The sequence below is a fragment of the Halosaccharopolyspora lacisalsi genome (genome assembly GCF_014137975.1).
Taxonomy (GTDB): Bacteria; Actinomycetota; Actinomycetes; order Mycobacteriales; family Pseudonocardiaceae; genus Halosaccharopolyspora; species Halosaccharopolyspora lacisalsi.
Genome location: NZ_JACGWZ010000006.1, coordinates 297672 through 319603, shown reverse-complemented (window position 1 = coordinate 319603; position 21932 = coordinate 297672). Strand labels below are relative to the sequence as shown.

Annotated in this window: 20 protein-coding genes, 2 tRNA genes and 1 pseudogene; 8 read left to right on the top strand and 15 right to left on the bottom strand. The window is 67.4% G+C overall.

All coding sequences use genetic code 11. The features are described from left to right. Positions 1–209 precede the first annotated feature (209 nt). From FHX42_RS20345 to FHX42_RS20335, 3 genes are read right to left on the bottom strand one after another with little or no spacing between them, the layout of a single operon-like run. Entirely contained in the window at positions 210–878 is a 669-nt protein-coding gene (locus FHX42_RS20345) for a GNAT family N-acetyltransferase (RefSeq protein WP_182546016.1), read from the bottom strand. 11 nt (positions 879–889) lie between these two features. Further along, positions 890–2107, bottom strand: coding sequence for a molybdotransferase-like divisome protein Glp (glp, locus tag FHX42_RS20340; RefSeq protein WP_182546015.1), 1218 nt, complete (start codon positions 2105–2107; stop codon positions 890–892). A 48-nt stretch (positions 2108–2155) separates the two neighbouring features. Continuing rightward, entirely contained in the window at positions 2156–3061 is a 906-nt protein-coding gene (locus FHX42_RS20335; RefSeq protein ID WP_182546014.1) for a UTP--glucose-1-phosphate uridylyltransferase, read from the bottom strand. Positions 3062–3099: 38 nt separating this feature from the next. On the opposite strand from FHX42_RS20335, the gene FHX42_RS20330 reads away from it, so the two are divergent. After that, positions 3100–3696 (top strand): 5-formyltetrahydrofolate cyclo-ligase, encoded by a 597-nt coding sequence (locus tag FHX42_RS20330; protein WP_182546013.1) that lies wholly within the window; start codon positions 3100–3102, stop codon positions 3694–3696. 71 nt (positions 3697–3767) lie between these two features. Further along, positions 3768–3965, top strand: a pseudogene (locus FHX42_RS27515) (FmdB family zinc ribbon protein); the annotation flags it as partial. A 14-nt stretch (positions 3966–3979) separates the two neighbouring features. Here the strand turns inward: FHX42_RS27515 and FHX42_RS27510 are convergent. Continuing rightward, complete coding sequence (locus FHX42_RS27510; RefSeq protein WP_328796544.1) at positions 3980–4249, bottom strand: hypothetical protein; 270 nt, start codon at positions 4247–4249, stop codon at positions 3980–3982. 27 nt (positions 4250–4276) lie between these two features. On the opposite strand from FHX42_RS27510, the gene FHX42_RS20320 reads away from it, so the two are divergent. After that, a complete protein-coding gene (locus FHX42_RS20320) occupies positions 4277–4969 on the top strand; it encodes an SAF domain-containing protein (RefSeq protein WP_328796486.1) in 693 nt (230 codons plus the stop codon). Positions 4970–4978: 9 nt separating this feature from the next. Here the strand turns inward: FHX42_RS20320 and FHX42_RS20315 are convergent, their stop codons facing one another. From FHX42_RS20315 to FHX42_RS20285, 7 genes are all read right to left on the bottom strand, one after another. Further along, on the bottom strand, positions 4979–5149 hold the full coding sequence (locus tag FHX42_RS20315; RefSeq protein WP_235987704.1) for a hypothetical protein: 171 nt from the start codon (positions 5147–5149) through the stop codon (positions 4979–4981). 85 nt (positions 5150–5234) lie between these two features. After that, the gene (locus tag FHX42_RS20310) at positions 5235–5735 is read right to left on the bottom strand and encodes a MogA/MoaB family molybdenum cofactor biosynthesis protein (protein WP_182546144.1); all 501 of its coding nucleotides are present in this window, start codon (positions 5733–5735) and stop codon (positions 5235–5237) included. Between the two features lie 196 nt (positions 5736–5931). Further along, positions 5932–7527: a S1C family serine protease gene (locus FHX42_RS20305; protein ID WP_235987589.1), complete on the bottom strand. Its 1596-nt coding sequence runs from the start codon at positions 7525–7527 to the stop codon at positions 5932–5934. A 154-nt stretch (positions 7528–7681) separates the two neighbouring features. Beyond that, positions 7682–8764 (bottom strand): galactose-1-phosphate uridylyltransferase, encoded by a 1083-nt coding sequence (gene galT, locus FHX42_RS20300; RefSeq protein WP_182546010.1) that lies wholly within the window; start codon positions 8762–8764, stop codon positions 7682–7684. Next, complete coding sequence (locus FHX42_RS20295) at positions 8761–9576, bottom strand: DeoR/GlpR family DNA-binding transcription regulator (RefSeq protein ID WP_182546142.1); 816 nt, start codon at positions 9574–9576, stop codon at positions 8761–8763. Before FHX42_RS20295 ends, galT begins: the two co-directional genes overlap by 4 nt. A gap of 115 nt (positions 9577–9691) precedes the next feature. Further along, a complete protein-coding gene (locus FHX42_RS20290; protein WP_182546009.1) occupies positions 9692–11143 on the bottom strand; it encodes a sensor histidine kinase in 1452 nt (483 codons plus the stop codon). Further along, positions 11140–11832 (bottom strand): response regulator transcription factor, encoded by a 693-nt coding sequence (locus tag FHX42_RS20285; RefSeq protein WP_182546008.1) that lies wholly within the window; start codon positions 11830–11832, stop codon positions 11140–11142. The genes FHX42_RS20290 and FHX42_RS20285 overlap by 4 nt, the downstream gene beginning before the upstream one ends. 177 nt (positions 11833–12009) lie before the next feature. Between FHX42_RS20285 and bluB the strand changes: the two genes are divergently transcribed. The 3 genes from bluB (at position 12010) to FHX42_RS20265 (ending at position 14666) form a co-directional block, all read left to right on the top strand. Beyond that, positions 12010–12690 (top strand): 5,6-dimethylbenzimidazole synthase, encoded by a 681-nt coding sequence (bluB, locus tag FHX42_RS20280; RefSeq protein ID WP_182546007.1) that lies wholly within the window; start codon positions 12010–12012, stop codon positions 12688–12690. 94 nt (positions 12691–12784) lie between these two features. Further along, positions 12785–14275 carry a GGDEF domain-containing protein gene (locus FHX42_RS20275; RefSeq protein ID WP_182546006.1) on the top strand — a complete coding sequence of 497 codons (1491 nt, stop codon included), beginning with the start codon at positions 12785–12787 and terminating at the stop codon, positions 14273–14275. Between the two features lie 318 nt (positions 14276–14593). Then, positions 14594–14666: transfer RNA gene (locus tag FHX42_RS20265), tRNA-Arg, on the top strand. Positions 14667–15194: 528 nt separating this feature from the next. Here FHX42_RS20265 and FHX42_RS20260 read toward each other — a convergent pair. Together FHX42_RS20260 and FHX42_RS20255 are read right to left on the bottom strand one after the other, a co-directional pair. Continuing rightward, on the bottom strand, positions 15195–16478 hold the full coding sequence (locus tag FHX42_RS20260) for an SLC13 family permease (RefSeq protein WP_182546004.1): 1284 nt from the start codon (positions 16476–16478) through the stop codon (positions 15195–15197). 34 nt (positions 16479–16512) lie between these two features. Next, positions 16513–17628 carry a PrpF domain-containing protein gene (locus FHX42_RS20255; protein WP_182546003.1) on the bottom strand — a complete coding sequence of 372 codons (1116 nt, stop codon included), beginning with the start codon at positions 17626–17628 and terminating at the stop codon, positions 16513–16515. 141 nt (positions 17629–17769) lie between these two features. Here FHX42_RS20255 and FHX42_RS20250 point away from each other — a divergent pair, with 141 nt between their 5' ends. Together FHX42_RS20250 and FHX42_RS20245 are read left to right on the top strand one after the other, a co-directional pair. Beyond that, positions 17770–18732, top strand: a complete 963-nt coding sequence (locus tag FHX42_RS20250; protein WP_182546002.1) for a LysR family transcriptional regulator — start codon at positions 17770–17772, stop codon at positions 18730–18732. Positions 18733–18897: 165 nt separating this feature from the next. Continuing rightward, positions 18898–18960: transfer RNA gene (locus tag FHX42_RS20245), tRNA-OTHER, on the top strand. Positions 18961–19685: 725 nt separating this feature from the next. Here FHX42_RS20245 and FHX42_RS20240 read toward each other — a convergent pair. Both FHX42_RS20240 and FHX42_RS20235 read right to left on the bottom strand, forming a co-directional pair. Next, entirely contained in the window at positions 19686–20102 is a 417-nt protein-coding gene (locus tag FHX42_RS20240) for an RICIN domain-containing protein (protein ID WP_182546001.1), read from the bottom strand. A 735-nt stretch (positions 20103–20837) separates the two neighbouring features. After that, positions 20838–21887 (bottom strand): DUF2278 family protein, encoded by a 1050-nt coding sequence (locus tag FHX42_RS20235; RefSeq protein ID WP_182546000.1) that lies wholly within the window; start codon positions 21885–21887, stop codon positions 20838–20840. Between the last annotated feature and the right edge of the window lie 45 nt (positions 21888–21932).

Genomic DNA, 21932 nt, shown 5'->3' with positions numbered 1-21932 from the left:
CACTGCCATTTCTGTCTCGGAGCCACGCCGAAGCGTTACCGTTCCCGCTCCATCGGAAAAGTCCCCGTTCGGGGGTATCCGCTACTCCTCGAGACCCGCGTGACCTTCGGTGAGAGTCCGCGGAACACCGGTACCACCGAACGACCGCTTCGATCACCGACCACGAAAGAGTGACGGATATCTCGATCAGGTAAACCCGAGAGGTCCGATCACGGGCGGCTGATGCGCCCGGTACGGAGCAGGAGCGCGACCGCACCCTCCGGGACGTCCTCCACCGTCAGGCCGTAGACGTAGTGATCCCGCCACGCCCCCGCCACATCGAGGTACCGCTCGAACAGCCCCTCGCACCGGAAACCCGACTTCTCCAGCACCCGCAGGCTGGGGGTGTTCTCCGGGCGGACGGTGGCCTCCAGGCGATGCAGCCCCACCGGGCCGAAGCAGTGGTCGACGGCGAGAGCCACGGCCGCGGTGGCCGCTCCCCGGCCGGCCAGCTGCTCCGTCACCCAGTATCCGAGCCACGCCGAGCAAAGGGCGCCACGGATGATGTTGCCGACCGTGAGCTGACCGGCGAACCGGCCGTCGACGGTGATCGCGAACGGCAGCGCCTGACCGCTACGGCCCATCCCACGCAGCGCGCTCCACTGCCCCGGCCAGGCCAGCGCGGAGTTGCGCTCCTCCCAGTCACCGGACGAGGTCGGTTCCCACCTCTGCAGGTAGGCGCGGTCCCGCAACCGGATCTCGCTCCACGCCGAACCGTCACGCAGCCGTGGCGGACGGAGCGCGACCTCACCGGCGGTGGTCACCAACGGCCCCGGACGGGCCGGCCACCCCGGATGGCGACCGGGATGACGAGCGGTCCGGGACTCGAAGCCGTCCATCGCGCACCCCGTCAGACCCGCTGCGACAGGAAGCTCACCCGCACGGCCGTACCGGCGGCGGCCTCGGTGACGTTCTCGTCGACGACCACCAGGCAGTTGGCCTCGGACAGCGAGGCCAGCGCCCCCGCCGAGGTCACGGGATCGACCAAGTAGGAACCGCTGTCCGAATCACGCAGCAGTCGGCCACGCAGGAACCCGCGTCGCCCGGACGCCGACTCGACCGGCGAAACGAGTTCGGCCGGGATGCTGCGCCGGTGCGGACTGGTCTTGCCCAGCGCCGAACGGATGAGCGGCCGCACCAGCACCTCGAAGACGATCAAGGCGCTGACCGGGTTGCCAGGCAACAGGAAGGTGGGCACCTTGTCCGGACCGAGCTTGCCGAAGCCCTGCACCGACCCGGGATGCATCGCCACCCGCGTCACGTCGAGATCGCCCAGGTCGGACAGGGAGGAGCGCAGCTCGGCACCGGCCGACCCACCGGCCGCCCCGGTGATCACCACGATCTCGGACAGCAGCAGCCGCCCTTCGATCACCTCCCGTAACCGCCTGGAATCGGAACCGACGACGCCGACGCGGGTCACCTCCGCCCCGGCCTCCCTGGCCGCGGCACTGAGCGCGTAGGAGTTGACGTCGTAGACCTGCCCCTGCCCCGGGGAGCGGTCCGTGTCGACGAGCTCGTCACCGACCGAGATCAGCGAGATCCGCGGTCGGGGATGCACCAGCACCTTGGTGCGGCCGACGGCGGCCAGCAGGCCGACCTGGGCGGCCGCGATGAACGTGCCCCGTCGCACCACCACGTCCCCCGTCCGCACGTCCTCACCGGTACGCCGCACGAACGCCGCGGAGGGGACCGAGCGACGCACCGTGACCTTGGCCGGATGCTGATCGGTGTACTCCAGCGGCACCACCGCGTCGGCCAACGTGGGCAACGGCGCATCGGTGACCACGTGGACCGCCTGACCCGGTTGCAGGCGGCGCGGCTGCCGCGAACCCGCGGGAATCTCACCGACTACGGGAAGCGTGGCCGCCTCCTCGTCCGCGTGCTGGACATCGACGCTGCGCACCGCGTAACCGTCCACGGCGGCTTGGTCGAACCCGGGAAGCGCTTGTTCGGCGACGACCTCTTCCGCGCACAGCAGTCCCTGCGCCTCGGAGATCGCCACGCGCACCGGAGACGGCCGTACCCCCGTGGCGAGAACGCGTGCGAGCTGCTCGTCCACTGACCTCATGGCTGTCGACCTCTTCCGCGACGCACGGCACACCTCTGGGGACCGGCGTCAGCTCCCGCGCAAACGCTGATCGAGCCAGTCCCGTAGAGAGGAACCATACTCGGGATCCTCCAACGCGAAGTCCACAGCGGCTTTCAGGAACCCACCCGGATTACCCAGATCGTGTCGCAACCCCCGGTGCACCACGACGTGCACGGGGTGACCCTCCGAGATCAACAACGCTACGGCATCGGTGAGTTGCAGTTCACCCCCGGCACCCGGTTCGATTCGCTCCAGCGCGTCGAACACCTCCCGGTCCAGCACGTAGCGCCCGGCGGCGGCCAGGTTGGAGGGGGCGTCCTCCGGTGCGGGCTTCTCGACCATCCCGTGGACGCGCTTGATGTCGTCGGCGTCGGTGTCGGAGACCTCGAACACGCCGTAGGAACGCGTCTGGTCCTCCGGAACGTCGAAGGCGCACAGCACGCTGCCGCCGTAACGAGCACGCACTTCCTCCATGCGGGAGAGCACCCCCCGCGGCAGTACCAGGTCGTCCGGCAGCAACACCGCGACCGCGTCGTCATCGGCGTCGAGGTTCGCCTTCGCGCAACCGACCGCGTGGCCCAGTCCCAGCGCGTTCTCCTGGATCGCCGTCTCCGCGTCGATCAGCGAGGGCCCGTGGCGGACCTTGCGCAGCAGTTCGTCCTTGCCGCGCTCCTCCAGCGTCTTCTCCAGCTCCGGCTGGGTCTCGAAGTAACGGGTGACGGCCTGCTTGTCCGGTGACGTGACGATGACCAACCGGCTCGCTCCCGCCTCGGAGGCCTCGGAGGCCACCAGTTCGATGCCCGGGGTGTCGACCACGGGCAGCAACTCCTTGGGAACGGACTTGGTGGTCGGCAGAAAACGGGTTCCCAAGCCTGCGGCAGGCACAATAGCGGTTTTCAGAGTGGTCCTTGCCTTGTTCGTTGGGCTACTCATGGTTCGCGAGCCTAGCGATAACGACTACTCTCGTCTTTGTGACGCTCTCCGCAGAAGACGGCGCCCTCAAGAAGCAGTGGCGCACCCGCCTGTTGGCCGATCGCTCCTCGCTCACCGAGGCCACGCACTCGTGGCAGGCGAGCCGGCTGGCCGCGGCGGCGTCGAAGTACATCGCCGACCTCGGCGCGGAAACCGTGTGCGGCTACGTCCCGATCGGCTCCGAACCCGGCACGCTGGCCCTGTTCGACGGACTTCGCGAGCACGGCCGCCGCGTGCTGCTGCCGATCGTGGTCGGTGCGCAGCCGCTGCAGTGGGCCGAGTACACCGGTGCCGACTCGCTGCGTCCGGCCGGTTACGGCCTGCGCGAACCGGTCGGGACACGACTCGGGGAGCATGCCGTCGGCGACGCCGATGTGGTGTTCGTCCCCGCTCTCGCGGTGGACGGCAGGGGGGTTCGACTGGGACGCGGCGCCGGCCACTACGATCGGTCACTGCCACTGGCTCACCCCCGGGCACGGCTCGTCGGCGTAGTCGACGATAACGAGTTCGTTACGGACCTACCCGGCGAAGCTCATGACGTGCGAATGAACGCCGTACTCACCCCGGGCCGGGGGGTCGTCACGCTGCCCCTGTGACCTAGCACTGTTTGCACCGGGCATCTTGTTTGACGCATTATCGTGTTGGCACTCATGTAGTACGAGTGCCAATGCTTCGCGATCGGCGTCACCACGAACGCCGATGGTCTACCCGGAGGTTGACGGCCGTGCCCACCTATCAGTACGCCTGCAAGGAATGCGGGCACAACTTCGAAGCAGTGCAGTCCTTCAGCGAGGACTCGCTGACCGAATGCCCGCAGTGCGCCGGCCTGCTTCGCAAGCTGTTCTCCGCCGTGGGCATCGTGTTCAAGGGCAGCGGCTTCTACCGCAACGACAGCCGGTCCAGCTCCTCCTCCAGCGAGTCCGGTTCCTCCGGCCAGACGAGCTCGTCGAACGGCTCGTCCGAGTCGGGCGGCTCCGACTCGTCGGGGTCCTCCTCGGACTCCTCGTCGAACGGCTCGAGCTCGTCGGACTCCGGCTCCTCGTCGAACTCCGGTTCCCAGGCGACGACCGCCTCGACGGCTTCCTGAGCGAGAGTCGTCCACAGCCCCCGAGGCTGTCCACAGGTTCGGAACACAAGCTGCTCGATCATGGTTGACCCGCTCTACATTCGGATCAGGTGACGAATCCGAACGAAGTGGGGACTGTCATGGTCGGCACGCGGCATTCGAGGCGGCTCGGCGCCACACCCGGTGATCGGGTGCGTGCGCTGCTCCACCGCGGCAGCGGGAACACGACGCTGCTCCTGCGCCGGATCGCGGCGACGGTGCTGCTGCTGTTGGCCTGCGCCCTCGCGCTGCGCTCGTACGGTCCGGCCGCGGACCGGGAACCGGTGCTGGTGGCCGAGCACGACCTCACCGCCGGAAGCTCGCTGAGCCCCGAGGACGTCTCCGTCCGCCGGGTCCCTTCCGCCGTGGTGCCCGACGACGCCCTGCGGGAACCGTCCGACGTGCGGGGCCGAGTGCTGGCGGGTCCGGCCCGGCGCGGCGCGACGATCACCGACGTGCGGCTGGTGGACGCGGCGCTGGCCGCGATCACCGTCGGGAACGAGGCCCGCGCCGCGGTGCCGATCCGCCTCTCCGACCCGGCCGTGGCCGAGCTGCTGTATCCGGGCAGACGAGTCGACGTCATCGCCGCCTCCCGGTCCGACGAGGCGGAAGTGCTCGCCGAACGTGCACCGGTCATCGCGGTACGCCCGCCCGAGGAGCGAGGGGACGACGGCAGACTCGTGGTGGTGGGCCTGCCGCGACAACGAGCGCCCATCGTCGCGTCCGCCGCGCTGACGAGCTCGGTGACCGTGACTCTGCGTTGAAAGGATCCCTCACTCGTGGTGGGGAGGCCGGTTCTCCCGGTACCAACGCTCGCTGTCCGCCGCCGAGTCGGTGACGCGCTCGTCCGAGGTCGTTTCCGGCAGCACGGCGCCGAACACGTCGGCGAGTCTGCGGGCACGCGCCCGCTCGGAGCGGTCACCGCCGTTTCGAGAATCCGTCACGCCCTCCATGCTCCTCTCCCGGACGCGAAAAGGCGGGCGGCGGTGCCTGTAACGGTCACCACCGCCCGCCGGCGAAGCGAGAGCCTCAGACCGCGTCGAGCCCCGAAAGCTGCTCGATGACGTGCGCGACCAGCGGGGTCAGCGTGGCCATGCCGTCCCGCACGGCCGCCCGCGAACCCGCGAGGTTGACCACCAGGGTGCTTCCGGACACTCCCACGAGTCCCCGCGAGACCCCCGCGTCGACAGCTCCCGCGGCCAACCCGGAGGCCCGCAACGCCTCGGCGATACCGGGCACCGGACGGTCCAGCACGCCGGATGTCGCGTCGGGCGTGACGTCGCGGGGGGAGACGCCGGTCCCGCCCACCGTGATGACCACGTCCACACCACCGATCACGGCGGTGTTCAGCGCGTTACGGATCTCGACCGTCTCCCCGGCCACCGCGACGGTGCCGTCGACGATGAACCCGGCCTCCTCCAACAACTCCGTCACGAGCGGCCCGATGCTGTCTTCCTGCTCGCTCTGCGCGACTCTGTCGTCCACCACGACCACGAGAGCCCGCCCCAACCTCTGCGCGCTGCGTTCCATGCCGGTTACCGTAGCCGCCAACGTGTCCGCGTTCAGATCCAGTGACTCGTCGATTTCCTCCGTCCCCCCGACACGGTGCGGTATGACGCTGCCCTGTCCTGCGATCATGCTCTTAGGAATCCTTTCAGGATGTTGCACCGGCGTACCGACTGCGTGGTTCCCGACATCATGGAAGTCTCCGCTCCGCGCGATCGCGTTACTGCGGGACCTTGCCGATGAGGGTGACCTCGACGGTGCGCTTGTTCCCGCCGTTCGGACCGGTCAGGGTCAACGTCACCTGCTGCCCCGGCTTGTGGGCACGCACAGCGGCGATCAGTTCGTCGGCGTCGGCGATCGGCCGATCACCGACCTTGGTGATGACCTCTCCCGAGCGGACACCGGCCTGCTGCGCGGGGCCACCGGGAACCACGTTGACGACACGAGCGCCCGAGCTCGACTGTGCTCCGGTGATCCGCACCCCGAGAGTGGGCTTGGCCGCCGAGCCGTCGGCCATCAGCTCCTTGGCGATGCGCCGGGCATTGTCGATCGGGATCGCGAAGCCCAGTCCGACCGAACCGCCCTGGCTCTGTGGTCCACTGCTGGGGCTGTAGATCGCGGAGTTGATCCCGACCACCCTGCCGTCCATGTCGACCAGGGGGCCACCGGAGTTGCCCGGGTTGATGGCGGCGTCGGTCTGGAGCGCGTTGAGCACCGTGGACTGGTCACCGCTCTTGCCACCGGCACGCACCGGCCGGTCCTTGGCACTGATGATGCCGCTGGTCACGGTCCCCGACAGTCCGAACGGCGAACCGATGGCCACCACCGGAGCACCGACGTCCAGATCGTCGGAGCGCCCCAGTTCGGCCGGGTCGAGACCGGTGACGTCGGCCTTGACCACCGCGACGTCCGACCACGGGGCGGTCCCGACGACCCGCAGGGGGACGACGCGACCGTCGCTGAGCCGCCCGACGATCTGACCGGACTCGCCGTTCTCGACGACGTGGTTGTTGGTGAGGATATAACCGTCTTCGCTGAGCACGATCCCCGAGCCGGAACCGACGCCCTGAGCGGTCCGCACCTGGATCTGGACCACGCTCGGTAGGACCTTGTCCGCCACGGACTGCACCGAGCCCTGCGGAGCGGCGCTGGTGTTCCGAGCGGGCTTGGGCTGGTCCAGCGCGGTCACGGCCGAGCTGCTGTCGTTGCTGAGCTCGTAGACGACGTAGCTGCCGACACCACCACCGACCAGGCCGAGCACCAGGGCCAGCGTCAGCACCCCCGCGGTCATCTTGCCGCCACCGCGACGGCCACCGCCGTGGGAGGTCTGCACCGTGTTCATGGGCGGGTACGCCCCACCGTGCTGCTGCCACGCTCCCTGCTGATCCTGGGGGTAGTGCCCGTGGGGATACTGCTGAGTCGCGTACTGGTACTGACCCGGCTGTCCCTGCTGGTACTGCTGCCCCTGCTGGTACTGGGGGTACTGGGGGTACTGCTGGCCCGGTTGCCCCTGCTGGTACTGGGGGTACTGCTGAGCCTGCGGGTACTGGGGGGACTGCGGGTACTGCTGACCCGGCTGGGGCTGGGGCTGTTCCGGCTGGGACTCGGAGTGCTGCGAAGCCTGCTGCTCCTCTCCGCCTCCCGAAGTCCCCTGCTCGTCCCGTTGCTCGCCGGGATGCGCTGACTGCTGCTCGGATTGATCGGGCACCCCGGCGGGTGGCACGTCGCCGGACGAGCCCTGGCGCGAGGCGTCGGCTGCCTGCTGACTCGGGTCCTGCGGTGTCCCGTCGGAGGAGCCCGGGGTGTTGTCCGTCATGGTCTCCACTCTGCGTCATCGAGCTGAGAGCCGCCTGAGATCAACCTGTGGAGAGACAGTTCCGTCCGTGGTGTGGACGATGTCACCATCCGCGACACCATCCTCCCATCGGATTACTCCCCACCAGGAACACTGTCACACCATCGAGTGCTTTTCAGCTCTCCCGGAGCGTGGCGGCGATCCGCTCGGGAGTCACGTCGTTGATCCACACGGCCATGCCCGACTCCGAACCGGCCAGGTACTTGAGCTTGTCGGCCGAGCGCATCGGGGAGAACACCTGCAGATGCAGCCAGGACAGGTCGTGGTCGGTTCGTACCGGAGCCTGGTGCCACGCCGCGATGTAGGGCAGCGGACGTCCGTAGAGCCCGTCGAGGCGACGCAGCACTTCCAGGTAGGTGGCCGCGAAGTCGTCGCGTTCGGCCTCTGTCAGGGCCGGGATGCCGGGAACCTGGCGACGCGGGGCCAGCTGCACCTCCACCGGCCAGCGCGCGGCCGCGGGCACGAACGCCGTCCAGTGCTCGGAGTCCACGAGTACCCGCTCCCCGGAGGAACGCTCGGCGGCGATCACGTCACCGAAGACGTGCCTGCCGTGCTCGGCGCGGTAGGCCTCGGCGACCTCCAACATCCGTTCGGTCCGGGGAGTCACGAACGGGTATCCGTAGATCTGCCCGTGCGGGTGGTGCAGCGTGACCCCGATCTCCTCGCCGCGGTTCTCGAAGCAGAAGACCTGTTCCACGCCCGGAGTGCGCCCCAACGCCTCCGTGCGGTCGGCCCAGGCGTCGACCACCGTGCGCACCCGCGCACGGCTGAGCTCGCCGAAGGAGGTGTTGTGCTCCGGTGTGAAGCACACGACCTCACAGCGTCCCCGCGCGGGCGCCGAGGGCACCATCGGCATCCCCGGGACCGTGCCCGAGTCGACCTCGACGCCCTGGGCGAAGGAGGGGAAGCGGTTCTCGAACACGACCACGTCGTAGTCGGACTCCGGAATCTCGCTGGGCCGCTGCGGACCGCTCGGGCACAGCGGGCACAGATCTGCCGGTGGTTTGTAGGTACGCGACTGGCGATGCGCGGCCAGTGCGACCCATTCCCCGGTGAGCGGATCCCGGCGCATCTCCGAGGCGGGTGCCTGCTCGGGCAGGCCCCTGGTGTCCTCGGCCTCTCTCGGGAGGGCGGCCGGATCCGTGTCGAAGTAGATGATCTCCCGGCCGTCGGCCAGGGTTCGCGCGGTCCGTCTCACTGCGTGCCCTCCTGCCCCGAACCTGTCGGTTCGGTCTCGGGAACCGGCGCGATGTCGAGCTGGGCGACGTGCTCGGTCAGCACCCGACGCGCCTCGGCGGAGAGTCCCTCGTCGCTGATCAGCACGTCGATCTCGCCCAGTTCGGCGATGGTGGAGATCCCCACCGTGGCCCACTTGGCGTGGTCGGCCAGCACCACCAGTCTGCTCGCCGCCTGGGCCAACGCCCGGTTCGTCTCGCTCTCGTTGAGGTTGGGGGTGGTGAACCCCGCCCGCTCGGCCATCCCGTGAACACCGAGGAACACCAGATCGAGATGCAACGTGCGCAGGGACTGCACCGCCACCGGGCCCACCAGCGCGTCGGAGGGCGTGCGCACTCCACCGGTCAGCACCACGGTGCGGTCGGTACGCCCACGCTGCTGGAGCACGTCGGCGACCCGCACCGAGTTGGTCACCACGGTCAGGTCCGGTATGTCGTCGAGATGGCGCGCCAGGGTCCAGGTGGTGGTTCCGGCGGAGAGTCCGATGGCGGTGCCGGGACGCACCATCGCCGCGGCGGCCCGCGCGACCGCCTCCTTCTCGGCGAGCTGGCGCACCGACTTGGCCTCGAAACCGGGCTCGTCGGTGCTGCGCCCCACCAGCGAGGTGGCTCCGCCGTAGACCTTCTCCACCAGGCCGCGATGGGCCAGCGTGTCCAGGTCCCGCCTGATGGTCATGTCGGAGACGCCGAGTCGCACCACCAGGTCGCTGACCTGGACGGCTCCCGTCCGGCGCACTTCGTCCAGGATCACTTCCTGGCGCTGGCGTGCGAGCACTCCACCCATCCCGTTGCCGACATCCTGATCCTCTCAAATCAACACGAAACAACACTACTATCCGGTGCTTTCCCGTGTAAGGCGCCCGTATCGAGACAGCACCCACATCCGGTGTTCACTGATGTTCACTTGAACGAGAGTCGATCTCCTCCGCTCCACCGGGCAGGTACATCGACAGCAAAGCACCGCCCTCGGTCGCCTCACCCACCCGGACGCTCCCCCCGTGGCGCTCGGCCACCTGCTTGACGATGGCCAGCCCGAGGCCGGACCCGCGCAACGTTCGCGCGTCCGAGGAGCGGTAGAAGCGCTCGAACACGTGCGGACGGTCCTCCGGGGCGATACCGGGGCCGCTGTCGGCCACCTCCAGGACCGCGAAACCGGGATCCTGCGATTCCAGCCGCACCCGGACCGTGCCCCCCGCCGGACTCCACTTCGCGCCGTTGTCCAGCAGGTTCAGCACGGCACGCTCCAGCGCGGTCGCGTCACCGAGCATCGACCACGGTTGCAGCCGCACGTCGAACTCGACTCCGCTCGTCCGGCGGCGCGCACGGCTCAACGCCCGCTCGACCACGTCGACCAGCTCCACCGGCTCGTGCACGGCGTGGGGCACGTCCTCCCTGGCCAGCTCGACGAGATCACCCACCAGCGCGGACAGCTCGGTGATCTGCGCCTGCACGTCGCCGAGCATCTCCCGACGGTCCTCCTCCGACAGCGTCGGATACTCCGGGCGGTCGGAGGCCATCAGCAGTTCCAGGTTGGTGCGCAACGAGGTCAGCGGAGTCCGCAGCTCGTGACCGGCATCGGCGACCAGCCTGCGCTGCTGCTCCTGGGACTCGGCCAGCGCCCCGAGCATGGTGTTGAACCTCGTGGTCAGCCGTACCAATTCGTCGTCACCACCGACCGGTATCGGCCGGAGCTCACCGGTGCGCGCCACACGTTCGGTGGCCGCGGTCAACCGCTGGATGGGGCGCAACGCGGTACGCGCCACCGCGGTACCGGCCGCGGCGGCCAGCAGGATGCCCGCACCACCGATCACCACCAGAACGATGCTGAGCTGGGCGAGGGTGCTCTTGGTCGGCTCCAGCGACTGCGACATCACCAGCGCCGCGTTCGGACCGGCCGGAATGGCCACCACCCTGCTGCCGGTCCGCTCGTCGGTGCGCAGCGACCTGGGGATCTCCCGGCGGGCCACGGCCAGCTCGGCACTGCCCGACGGCGGCCCCTTGCCCCGACCGGTGAACTCGCTGCCGTCGGCCATGAGCAGGCTGATGCGCAGGTTCGTCGCCGAGTAGAAGGCGGCGGGTACGGAGCGCAGGTCACCGCGCACGAGCACCTGCGGCCCGGAGACGGCCTGGTGCGCCCGCTGCACGAGGTTGTCGTCGACCTGATCGTAGAGGCTGTCCCGCACCGTCACGAAGGCACCGACCGAGACCAGCGCCACCGCTCCGGCCACGCAGATCGCCGCCAGCAGGGTGACCCGACTGCGCAGTGACACCCGCTGCCACCGGCCGTTGTCGTTACCGGGATGCTCGATCAGGTCGGGCGGCGGAGGAGCCGGCGCGGTCATGGTGGTGTCTCCCGGAGTACGTAACCGACGCCGCGCACCGTGTGGATCAGGCGCTTCTCGCCCTCGGCTTCGGTCTTGCGCCGCAGGTAACCGATATAGACCTCCAGTGCGTTACCGGACGTGGGGAAGTCGTACCCCCAGACATCCTCCAACAGGCGACTCCGGGTCAGCACCTGCTTGGGGTGTCCCATCAGCAGTTCCAGCAGCGCGAACTCGGTCCGGGTCAGGCTCATGGAGCGCCCGTCCCTGGTGACCTCCCTGGTTCCGGGATCCAGTTCCAGATCGGCGAAGCGCAGCGCTTCCGGCCGCTCGTCGCCCTCCTCCGGCGGGCCCGTCCTGCGCAGCAAGGCGCGCAGCCGGGCCAGCAGCTCCTCCAGGGCGAAGGGCTTGGGGAGGTAGTCATCGGCCCCGGCGTCGAGGCCGGCGACTCGGTCGGAGACCGCCTCGCGGGCGGTGAGCACCAGGATCGGCAGGTCGTCACCGGTGCCGCGCAACCTGCGGGCCACCTCCAGACCGTCGAGCCGGGGCATCATGACGTCGAGCACCAGTGCGTCCGGCCGCTGTTCGGCCATCGAGTCCAGTGCCTGTTGACCGTCCGCCGCCAACTCGACCTGGTAACCGTTGAACTCCAACGATCTCCGCAGGGACTCGCGCACGGCGCGATCGTCGTCGACGACAAGGATGCGCATACGTCCAGTGTTACGCGACGCCCTGAGAGTCACCTGAGAGACGGGCGCGCCGGGCCCGCGCGAGCTCCGACACGCTCCCGCGACGTGAAATGTCCCACTCGTTGCGAGGGTGATCCGTACCGCTTAGCCGTCGGGCCACTAGGACGGCCCGGTGGGTAAACGGCAGGATGGCTTTCGATGACATCTGCCCGACGAACCCCCAAGGCCGACCACGCGGCGCCTTCCATCGATCTCTACGAGGCCATGAACCGTCGCCGGGACGTGCGCTCGGAGTTCACCGGCGAGGAGATCGCCCCGGAAGTGCTGCGGCGCGTGCTCGAAGCCGCACACAGCGCCCCGAGCGTCGGATTGTCCCAACCCTGGGATTTCGTCGTCGTGCGCAACGAATCCACCCGCCGCGCTTTCCGCGAGCACGTGCTCGCCGAGCGCAGCGTGTTCGCCGCCGAGCTCAGCGGGGAGCGCGCGCGGACCTTCTCCAAGATCAAGGTCGAGGGGATCGTGGAGTCATCCGTCGGGGTGGCCGTGACCTACGACTCGCAACGCGGGGCACCCGACGTGCTCGGGCGCCACGCCATCGCCGATGCCGGCCTGTACTCGGTCTGCCTGGCCATCCAGAACCTGTGGCTGGCCGCCACGGCGGAAGGGCTCGGCGTGGGCTGGGTCAGTTTCTACCGCGAGGACTTCCTCCGGCGGCTGCTCGACATCCCCTCCCAGGTGCGCCCCGTCGCCTGGCTGTGCCTGGGCCCGGTGCGCTCCCTGGCCGAGACCCCCGACCTGGAGCGCCACGGCTGGCGCAAGCGTTTACAGCTCGACGACGTCGTTCACGACGAGAAGTACCGTCACGACTCCTCCCGGTAGTCTGAACCCCGACGGCGACGTAACCTCCGCGTCACGGGCCGGTGACGCGGAGGTGATCAACTTCGGGGTGGGCGTGCGACAGGACAGTCCAGTGATGGCGGGACAGATCCCCGAGCAGGACCGCAGGGTGCGGATCCTGCTCGAGTCCGCGCGCTTCGAAGAGGCGAACGAGGTGTTCGAGGAGGTGACCGCCACCGCGACGAACACGGTCGAGGAGGGCTGGGACCGGGCCACGGTGCTGGTCAACCGCGCCTTGAACGCCTGGCGACTCGGCCGGGTCTCGACCGCGCTGGAACTGGCCGCCGAGGGCTGGACCGAGATCGACGTCGACCGGCCGACCAACGCCACGACGGCGCAGACGATCGGGATGCTGGGTTCCCTGCTGGAAACCGTCGGGCACCAGCCCTCGGCCATGGATCTCATAACGCGCTCGGTCCACATCGCCCGAGCGTCCGAAGACCCCGCCACCCTGGCTCAGTGCCTGTCCCGCGAGGCCAATGCGCTGCTGTTCCGCGCCGTGGGGCTGGAAGAGTGCGACGAGCGGGTGAAGCGATTCCGGGAAGCGCGTGCGCTGTACGAGGAGGCGCTCCCCCTCGCCGACTCCTCCCTGATCCGTCGCAGCGTGCTGGCGAGCAGCGCCAGAGCGCTGGCCGGCACCGGTGACGCCGAGGAAGCCGAGCAGCGCGCCACCGAAGCACTCCAGCTCAGCCGGGAGGACGAGGACTGGCTGAACGCGTCGATCGCCATCTGGGTGCTGGCCGGAATCCGCTGGGACGAGGGCAAGCTGGACGAGGCCCGCACCTGGGCCAGCCGCGCGCTGGAGGGCGCCGAACGGGTCCGGGACACGATGCTGCTGATGCGGTTCTCCCGGGACCTGGCCTCGATCTGCGAGGAACTCGAGGACCCGGTCGGCGAGGCCGCCGCACTGCGGCGCACCGTGCGGGCCAGCCAGGCCGCGGTGCGGACTCTGCACGAGGGCCTCGGGCAGGCACTGGAGCAGCGTCGGGTCGCGGTCCAGGCCCAACGGCTGGCCACCGCCGCCCAGGAGGCCGCGGTCCGGGACCCGCTCACCGGCCTGACCAATCGTCGTGGCCTGGAGCGCCGCGCGCCCGGACTCCTCGACCGGACCGCCGCGCGAGGGCGGATACCCTGGCTGGTCCTGATCGACGTGGACCAGTTCAAGGACGTCAACGACAGCAGCGGGCACGTCGTGGGCGACGTCGTCCTCCAGGAGATCGCCCAGCTGCTGCGCCGCGAGTCCCGCGCCGACGACCTGGTCTGCCGCTGGGCCGGTGACGAGTTCGTCGTGCTGCTGGTCGACGCCTCCGAGGAGGCCAAGGAAGCGGGTCCGATGGTCGCGGAGCGGATCCGCAACGCGATCCGCGACCACGACTGGCGGCTCGCGCTGGGGATCACGGACAAACTGCCGACCGCCAGCATCGGTGTCGCAGCCGGTCCGGCCGAGTTCGAGCACCTCTTCGCCGCGGCCGACATCGCGCTGTACCGGGCCAAGGAAGCCGGACGCAACCGCGTCGAGACCAACGAAGGCGACCTCACCGTCCCTCCCGCGCCGAGGGAATCCTGACCCCTCGGGCACCGCCGATAGGATCGGAGACCATGCCCGAGCCTCAGCCGCACGTCCCGGCTGCTCGGTGTCGTGGAGGTACTAGTCGATGACTTCCGGCTCGAAATGCACTTCACCATCGCGGCCGGTTCCGAGTCCGACACCGTCGCGGACCGGATGACACGTACCCCAGCCGACCTTCCCGCCTCGTTCGGTGACGATCTCCTGAGCATCCGCGAGAAGGGCGCTCTTGTGATCCACCACGCTGCCCAGGCCCGGGTGTCGCTTGACGCAGCCGGGCCGGTACGCTTCGGGAGAAGGTCGGCACGGTCCGGTCACGCCCTCGTAGCTCAGGGGATAGAGCACCGCTCTCCTAAAGCGGGTGTCGCAGGTTCGAATCCTGCCGAGGGCACGCAGCGCACAGGCTTACAGCCACTACCCAAGATCACTCTTGGGGCACGCACCGCCGAGTCCATCCGATCCGCGATGTCGTTGAGCCGGTCCGGGAACAGGTGCCCGCAGAGATCGAGCATGCCCTTGCGGGCATCCCAGACGCGGAGCACAGCATTGTGCTCACTCGCACCGGCTGTAATGCTGATCGCAGCCTCGTGACGAGCTACGACAGCGCTACCAACGACTGCCCGGGACAGGTTCCAGCTGTTCGGCTCGTTCGCGCTGATCCAGGTGGCTGCTGCCATAGCGAGCATCATGGGAGCCCCGGACCACATCGCATTTCCCTCCTTCGTCGCCCTCTTGGCACTCGATGGAGTCTTCTTCTGGTACCTCTGGCGCAAGCGCAACGCCCGGGCGATTTCGAACAGCTACCATTCACCTTGTTCGAACAGATCCGCCGCAGCCAACCGCTGCTGCTCCTGCTCACGGGTATGCACCGCCGTCGGTTTCCCTGCCATAACCCCACCGCATGATCAGAAAACATCAGTCAGACTCCAATGCCGAGCAGGACAAGCGCGGCCCATGCGGCGAGTGGTCCGACTGCGATGATGCCGCCGGTGTAGGCGATAAGTTGACGGTAGAAGCGTGTGCGGTCGACCCCGTGAACGTTGGCGAGCACGAGCGCGCCGTTGGTGGAGAACGGGGAGACATCGACGATTGTGGTGGAGATCGACATTGCAGCGATGACGCCGGCTGCAGGAAGCGAGCTGGACAGCAACAGCGGTACCGCCATGGGAATGACGGCGGTAATGATGGCGGTGGAGGAAGCAAAAGCTGAGGTGATGCCGACGGTGAAGCACAACATAAGGGTCACCAGCAAAGGCGCGCCGAGGCTGACGGCCCCCTGGGAGACCATCTCGATGGTGCCTGCCTGCTCGAGGATGCCGACGTAGGTAACCATTCCCGCTACGAGCAGGATCGTCGACCAACTGATGCCATCGATCGCCTTCGACTGATCGCGCATGTTGAACAGGCCAAGCAGCGCTCCAGCGGCGAGCGCGAGGAACCCGATCGGTAGATGCAGCACGAGAGCGCCGAGTACGAGTCCGAGCAGTGCCAGTAGCGTTGCTCGCTGCTGCCAGGTGGTCGGTGCACGTTTGTCGCTGGATGATTCGGTGGTACTCGACTCATCCACGACCGTTTTAGGTCCCGCTGCGTGGGCTACGAGCTTGGGGCGACGCCAGTGCAGCAGGCCGTAAGTCACCAGTGAGAGCACGAGATTGAACGCGAAGCTTGCGAAGAACAGCACCGACGACGAGACTGTCAGCGAGGTCTGGGCGACCATGCCCATGACCAGCACGCCGGACACCGCGATGGGCGAGAAAGCCCCGGCGTGCGCACCGCTGATGACCATCATGCCGATCATCAGTGGACTCATCCCATGGCGGGCCGCAAAGTTCATGCCGACCGGAACGAGCAGTGCTACTGCGGCCGGAGTGAACGTGCCGAACGCGGTCAGCACGGCGGCCACCACGAACAGCACCCATGGCACGAGCGAGGTGCGCCCGCGTACCAGTCGAACCCCGCTTTGCACGAGCAAGTCGATGGTGCCGTTGAGTTTCGCCACCGAGAATAGGTAGGTGACCCCGACGATCGTCACAAACAGCGAGGCGGGGAAACCCTCGAAGAGGGATTCCCCGTCGAGGCCAAGAACGACGGTACCGACGACGAATGCCCCGATGAAGGCCAGAATACCGATGTTGATCGGCAACACGGTGGCGACGACGAACATGACGCCCAGGGCGATAATGGAGATGATTTCGGGTGACATTGTTTTCCTCCGCCGGAGTCCTCTCCGGAGGTAACTATGCTGGCTTGGCCAGCAGATTCGGTACCAGAATTTGTGCATCGGCGAGGACACGAGCCGCTCGCGCGACGGTGACCCGTCGCGGTCCTGCCGGATTGACGTCTTCGCAGCGCACGGTTACTACCCCTGACGGCGTTCCGATGCGCAGGACTGGCGTACCCGCGGTGGTCGATGCGGTGTGGATCAGGCTGCCCTCGAGTAGATGAGCCACCGCAACGGCCACCGCCGAGGTCAGCCCGATAGCCGGGTGAGGAGCCGTCATCGACAGCATCCGCACCGCGACGTCGTAGTCGCTTGCTGCGACGGGCTCTGCGAGTTCGGTGGTGTAGTCGGTGGGTGGGCCGACGATCCCGACCTTCGGAACCGAGTCTGCTGGTGGCACACCTGAGTCCCCGAGTCCCATGTGCGAGGCCGCCTGACGGCGTATCCGACGTAGTGGTTCCACCAGCGCTTCGACGTCAGCCAGCGTCTCGGTCCCGGTAGCACCCAGGGCGCGTCCGTCGGCAAGGGCGACCGGAGCGCCAGCATCGACCAAGGTGGCCGGTACCGCCGTGCCCTCGAGGTCGAGCATGTCGATGTTATGGCCGGTCGGCGTGACCTTTCCGGTTGTGGCGCCGATGGGGTCGATGAAGGTCAGTCCGACACCAACACCTCCGGAACGGGTTCCCGGCACGGTGTGGTCGCCGAACCAATGGATCTCGTCGCCGGTAGTATCCACATCGGCCTCGAGTACGGTGCCTGTATTGATGTTGCGCAGTACCACCGGTGTGCGGTCCCCGTCTGGACGCACCACGCCCCGAGCCACCGCCCACAGTGCGATCGCAGTCGCGCAGTTCCCGCAGTTACTCGCCCACTCGACACGACGTACACCAATGCCGACCTGAGCGAACAGATAATCCACGTCAACGCCCGCGACATCACTGGGCCCAGCCACCGCGGCCTTCGACGTCGTCGGCGTGGCACCGCCAACACCATCGACCTGCGACGGATCCTCGGCGTCGTAGACAGCGACCAGCATGTCGGCCAACTTCTCTCGGGTTGCCGGAACATCGCGGGAATCGAACAGCCAGCACTTACTGGTTCCGCCGCGCACTAACGTTGCCGGAACGAACACATTCTTCCTTCCTCGATCATCGAGAGTTGGACTTCCTGTCATGTCCCAGTCACGATGACGAGGCACAGCTTTCAGCACAACGTCCGACTTCTAAGCCCCATGTAAGCTGCACTTACGTCACGATGAGATTCGGAGGGAAGCGTGCTCGATGTTCGACGCATCCTGCTGCTGGTCGAGGTCGCCGACCGAGGATCCATCAGCGCCGCCGCAGAGACCACGATGATCACCTCCTCCGCGGCGTCGCAGCAGATGACCCGCCTCGAGACCGAGGCCGGCCAGCCACTCCTGCACCGACACCGCCGTGGCGTGACATTGACCGACGCCGGTCGCGCACTGGTCGACCGGGGGCGAGCCATCCGTCGCGAGCTCGGCGGAGCAGAAGCCGACCTCGACTCCCTGGCGCGGCTTGACCGCGGCACGCTACGACTTGGCTCGTTCCCCACCGTCAGCGCATCACTACTCCCCCTGGCCCTGACCCGATTCGCGCGCAAACACCCCGGTACCGAGACCACGGTGCGTTCGGCCCTGCTCAACCAGCTTCTCGACCTACTGCACGGCGGCGAGATCGAGCTCGCCACACTCTGGGACTACGACTGGAACCGCATCGACGACCCCGCAGTGCACACCGAGCACCTCCTCGACGACCCAACGGTTCTGGTCGTACCGGCCAACTCCGAGCTGCTCGAGCAAGGCACCGTGGGCCTCACCGACCTTGCCGCCCAGCAATGGATCATCCGAGCCGACAACCATCCCGTCGCCGAGGTGCTACGCCGCAGCTGCCACCTCGCAGGATTCGAGCCCACCATCTCCTACGAGTCCCACGACTACCAAGAGGCCCAAGCCATGGTCGCCGCCGGTCTCGGAATCGCAGTAGCCCCGCGCCTGGCCATGACCAACCGACGCCACGACGTCCGCCTCCTCGAATTCGCCACCGACGTGCCCGCCCCGACCCGCCGCATCCTGCTCGCACACCCCGCCAGTCGCCCTCCCACCCCTGCAGCCGCAGCCATGGCCGGGATCCTGCACGCCGTCGCTGAAAGGTTCCGCGCCACCCGCCTCGACACCCCCAACTTCGGCCTCATCCGTCGAACCGAATCCTCATGAGCAGCCCAGCTCCCCGGTCGATGGAACCTCCCGTCCCAAACGAGGAACCAACGTAACTTCGGGATGTCGCCGATCCATGACATGCCGCGTGACATGACCTTGGTGCAGCAAGCGTGGCTGCTGGAACGACAGCAACACATAAAACAACCAAAGATGCGAGTAACAGCACTTACTACGGTGTCAAGACTCCTAAATCGGGTGTCGCAGGTTCGAATCCTGCCGAGGGCACATATTCCCAGCGCACAGCATCGTGGGCCGATCTCGGGAAGATCGACCCCCACGGATGTCGGACACCCCTTCCCTGGGCGTCTCGGGCGCAGAACGCAGCGCTACCAACCGACTGCCCGGGCAAGCAGGTTTCAGCTGTTCAGCTCGATCGCGTGGCGCGCGCTCTGGGCGAGCCGAACAACCATCTCCTGCTGGTGCCGGGACGGCCGGGTAGACCCTGCGGTCGTTACAGTGGGAGGGCAAGCTCGCTTTGAACCGGACGAAGTGAAGGTTCAGCCACGAGAGCGCCGAGGGCGACGACCGCCTCGGCAGGGCCGTTCCAGTACTGGCCCCGGACTTTCTCTGCCACCCAGGCAACCGGATCCGGATCGACGTACTCCGACTGCGTTCCGCTACCGAACAGCGCCTGCGACGGCCACTGCGGAGACATCAGCAACCACGGAGCGCCGGAACGCGGGAAATCCGCACCTCGAAAACACGGGAAAATGGAACACCTTATTGGTCTTATCTCACCGAAAGACGCGTCATGGTGAATATCGCGACAACGCCGGACTCCGAAAGCACCCAAACGGGGTTTCCTTCGTTCTCGCATCCGAGATCCGAAACGGGATCCGACATCGCCCCAACGTAGCCGTGAGCAGACCCCGGACATACGGGTGCCTCGCCGTAACCGACGGCGAGGCACCCGGATATCACTTCTGATCACTGCGCGTTCAGGGCTTTCCTCACAGCCCGGAGAAGCGCCACAGCTGCGTGTCGACCCCTGTCGGATCCTCCAGTACCGCCCAAGAAAGGGTGCCGGGCTGGGAATTGAAAGGAACGATCGCCTCGCGGGTGGACGTATTGATGATCATACTGCCACGACTCCCGTCCTCAGATTCGATCCACCACACCTGGTCATCGGCTCGATGATTGCAAGTGCGCTGCACAACGCGGTTGAAATGCGCCCCGACATCGCTGACAGCCATGCACTTCTTGGTGTCCTGGTTCTGAATCATGTAGCGATTTCCACCTTGAGGAAGGATGTTCCAGTGCCGCCCGCTCGTTTGTTGTGGAACCGCCCAGACCTGGATCTCGTTGCTGTTGTTGTTACCGTAATCGTGCGGAACCAGCCGGTGCCCCGAGCTGACGTTCTCGATCACAGCCCCCCTCGCTTTTCCCTGTCCTTGCGAGGACTGCTGAGCGGTGGCGGCCCCACCGAGACTCAGCAGTGACAGAACTGCTACCCCCACCACAGAGGTAACCCTGGTGGCATTGCGAAACATGGCAGAAACTCCTCACTCATTGGCTGTGCCGAAACAAAGTAGATCACTTCAGAGGGCGGCACGGGAAGTCTCACCCCCGAAAGATCACCCCATGCAGTGAAACTCGATGATCACTCTTGCACGGAGCACCGTTTTCATGGAAAGGGTGCATTCGAGTGAGGCACCGGCGCACGCTTCGCACGGAGCGTGATTAATATACGATCATTCGTATGATCCGGGATATAGCGAGCTGAACTAATTCGTTGGGATCAGCTCGCTGGACCGCCCGCCTGAACTCGCCTGTGGCTATGCTCCACTGCCGAATTGAGCTGTACGGGTCAGAATGCGACGCCGTGCCGCGGCGCGTGGCGGGACGCCGTCCGTAACAGGTCACCGGACCGGGCGGCTTCGGCTTGGCGCTCGCGCGTGCGGCCTGGCGACCGTTCGCATAATCGGTGTCGCAGGTTCGAGGCCTACCGAGGGCGCACGTTCTCAGCGCACAGCAGTGGGGACCGATCTCGGGAAAGATCGGTCCCCACTTTATTCCCACAGTTGCTCACTCGTCCGGTTCCATGACCGCCAGAGCTTGAGCCGCCGAGACTGCGGGCTCGGCCCGGATGGAGAAACGGGAAATCAGAAGACGATCGTCCGCCCCTCGTCACCGGCCTGCGCGGCGGTGTAGCTCACGCCGTGGACCTTGAGTCCTTCGGCGTCGAGCACGGTGATCGCTCCGCCCTGATTGCCCAGCCGGAAACCGTCGGTGACGGGTACCTGAAGGGTCTGCCCGGCGTCGATTTCCGGAGCGGGAAAGCTCATCGTGTTCTTCCGGGCATCGGCGAGCTTCCAACCGTCGAGAGCGATGGTGGCACCGGAGGCGTTGATCAGCGTGACGGTCTCGTTCTCCTGGCCACCGCCGGTCGGATTGACCATCGCGGCGACCACCTGCACCCCAGCCGCATCCGGCTCCGGCGCGGGCCCCGGCTCCGGCTCCGGCGCGGGACCCGGTTCCGGTTCCGGCGCTTTGCCTCCGGTCGCGTGCCCGGTGCGGTCGTCGGTGTGCCAAGACTGGCTCTGGAACGCGAGGAAGATGGCCACCCAGCGGTTTTCGGCGGCGAAGTGCAACAGCAGTCCGCCGTCCTGCCACACGCCGTCGTCCTCGCTGTACTCCTCGCTGTTGCCCTGGTTCATGTGCACGCTGTGCACACCGTTGCCCGGCTGGAAGCCGAAGACCTTGTCCGGCTGTTCCTCCGGCCCCCACGGCTCACCGAACACGTAGGCGTACGCCGAGGAGTCCTCCTGCGCGCGGCGCACGTAGTGGTCCAGGAAGTCGGCCAGGTCGTTGTCGGGGCCATCGGCGTTGGCCGGCACGGGCCGCATCTGCGACCGCTGCACCAGGTTGGCGCGGATGTAGTCCAAGCTCGCCCCACCCGGCTCCGGCGGCAGGTCGTTCCACCCCGACCCCGCTTCGGGCAGCTGCGCGGTCAGCGGGTGCTGAAAGTCCTCCGCGGCGAAGTACAGCAACTCCCACGGTTTCTGCGCGGACTTGACGTTGACCGCGGCGCGGTAGTTCGTTCCCCCGTCGTCGGTGAGGTGAATCTGGTAGTGCGGCGTGTCATCGGAACTGCCCTCGCGGCGAGCGTCCACGACTCGCGCCGTCACGACCCCGTACGAACTCAGCGGCATGTCACTTCACCTCTCCCCCGTCGCGTACCCGCCGGACCGGGTATC

Excerpts from the sequence above, each read along its gene's own strand:
- FHX42_RS20345 (WP_182546016.1), bottom strand. The coding sequence starts at position 878 with ATGGACGGCTTCGAGTCCCGGACCGCTCGTCATCCCGGTCGCCATCCG.
- glp (WP_182546015.1), bottom strand. The coding sequence starts at position 2,107 with ATGAGGTCAGTGGACGAGCAGCTCGCACGCGTTCTCGCCACGGGGGTA.
- FHX42_RS20335 (WP_182546014.1), bottom strand. The coding sequence starts at position 3,061 with ATGAGTAGCCCAACGAACAAGGCAAGGACCACTCTGAAAACCGCTATT.
- FHX42_RS27510 (WP_328796544.1), bottom strand. The coding sequence starts at position 4,249 with ATGATCGAGCAGCTTGTGTTCCGAACCTGTGGACAGCCTCGGGGGCTG.
- FHX42_RS20310 (WP_182546144.1), bottom strand. The coding sequence starts at position 5,735 with ATGGAACGCAGCGCGCAGAGGTTGGGGCGGGCTCTCGTGGTCGTGGTG.
- FHX42_RS20305 (WP_235987589.1), bottom strand. The coding sequence starts at position 7,527 with ATGACGGACAACACCCCGGGCTCCTCCGACGGGACACCGCAGGACCCG.
- FHX42_RS20290 (WP_182546009.1), bottom strand. The coding sequence starts at position 11,143 with ATGACCGCGCCGGCTCCTCCGCCGCCCGACCTGATCGAGCATCCCGGT.
- FHX42_RS20285 (WP_182546008.1), bottom strand. The coding sequence starts at position 11,832 with ATGCGCATCCTTGTCGTCGACGACGATCGCGCCGTGCGCGAGTCCCTG.
- bluB (WP_182546007.1), top strand. The coding sequence starts at position 12,010 with ATGACATCTGCCCGACGAACCCCCAAGGCCGACCACGCGGCGCCTTCC.
- FHX42_RS20275 (WP_182546006.1), top strand. The coding sequence starts at position 12,785 with ATGGCGGGACAGATCCCCGAGCAGGACCGCAGGGTGCGGATCCTGCTC.
- FHX42_RS20260 (WP_182546004.1), bottom strand. The coding sequence starts at position 16,478 with ATGTCACCCGAAATCATCTCCATTATCGCCCTGGGCGTCATGTTCGTC.
- FHX42_RS20235 (WP_182546000.1), bottom strand. The coding sequence starts at position 21,887 with ATGCCGCTGAGTTCGTACGGGGTCGTGACGGCGCGAGTCGTGGACGCT.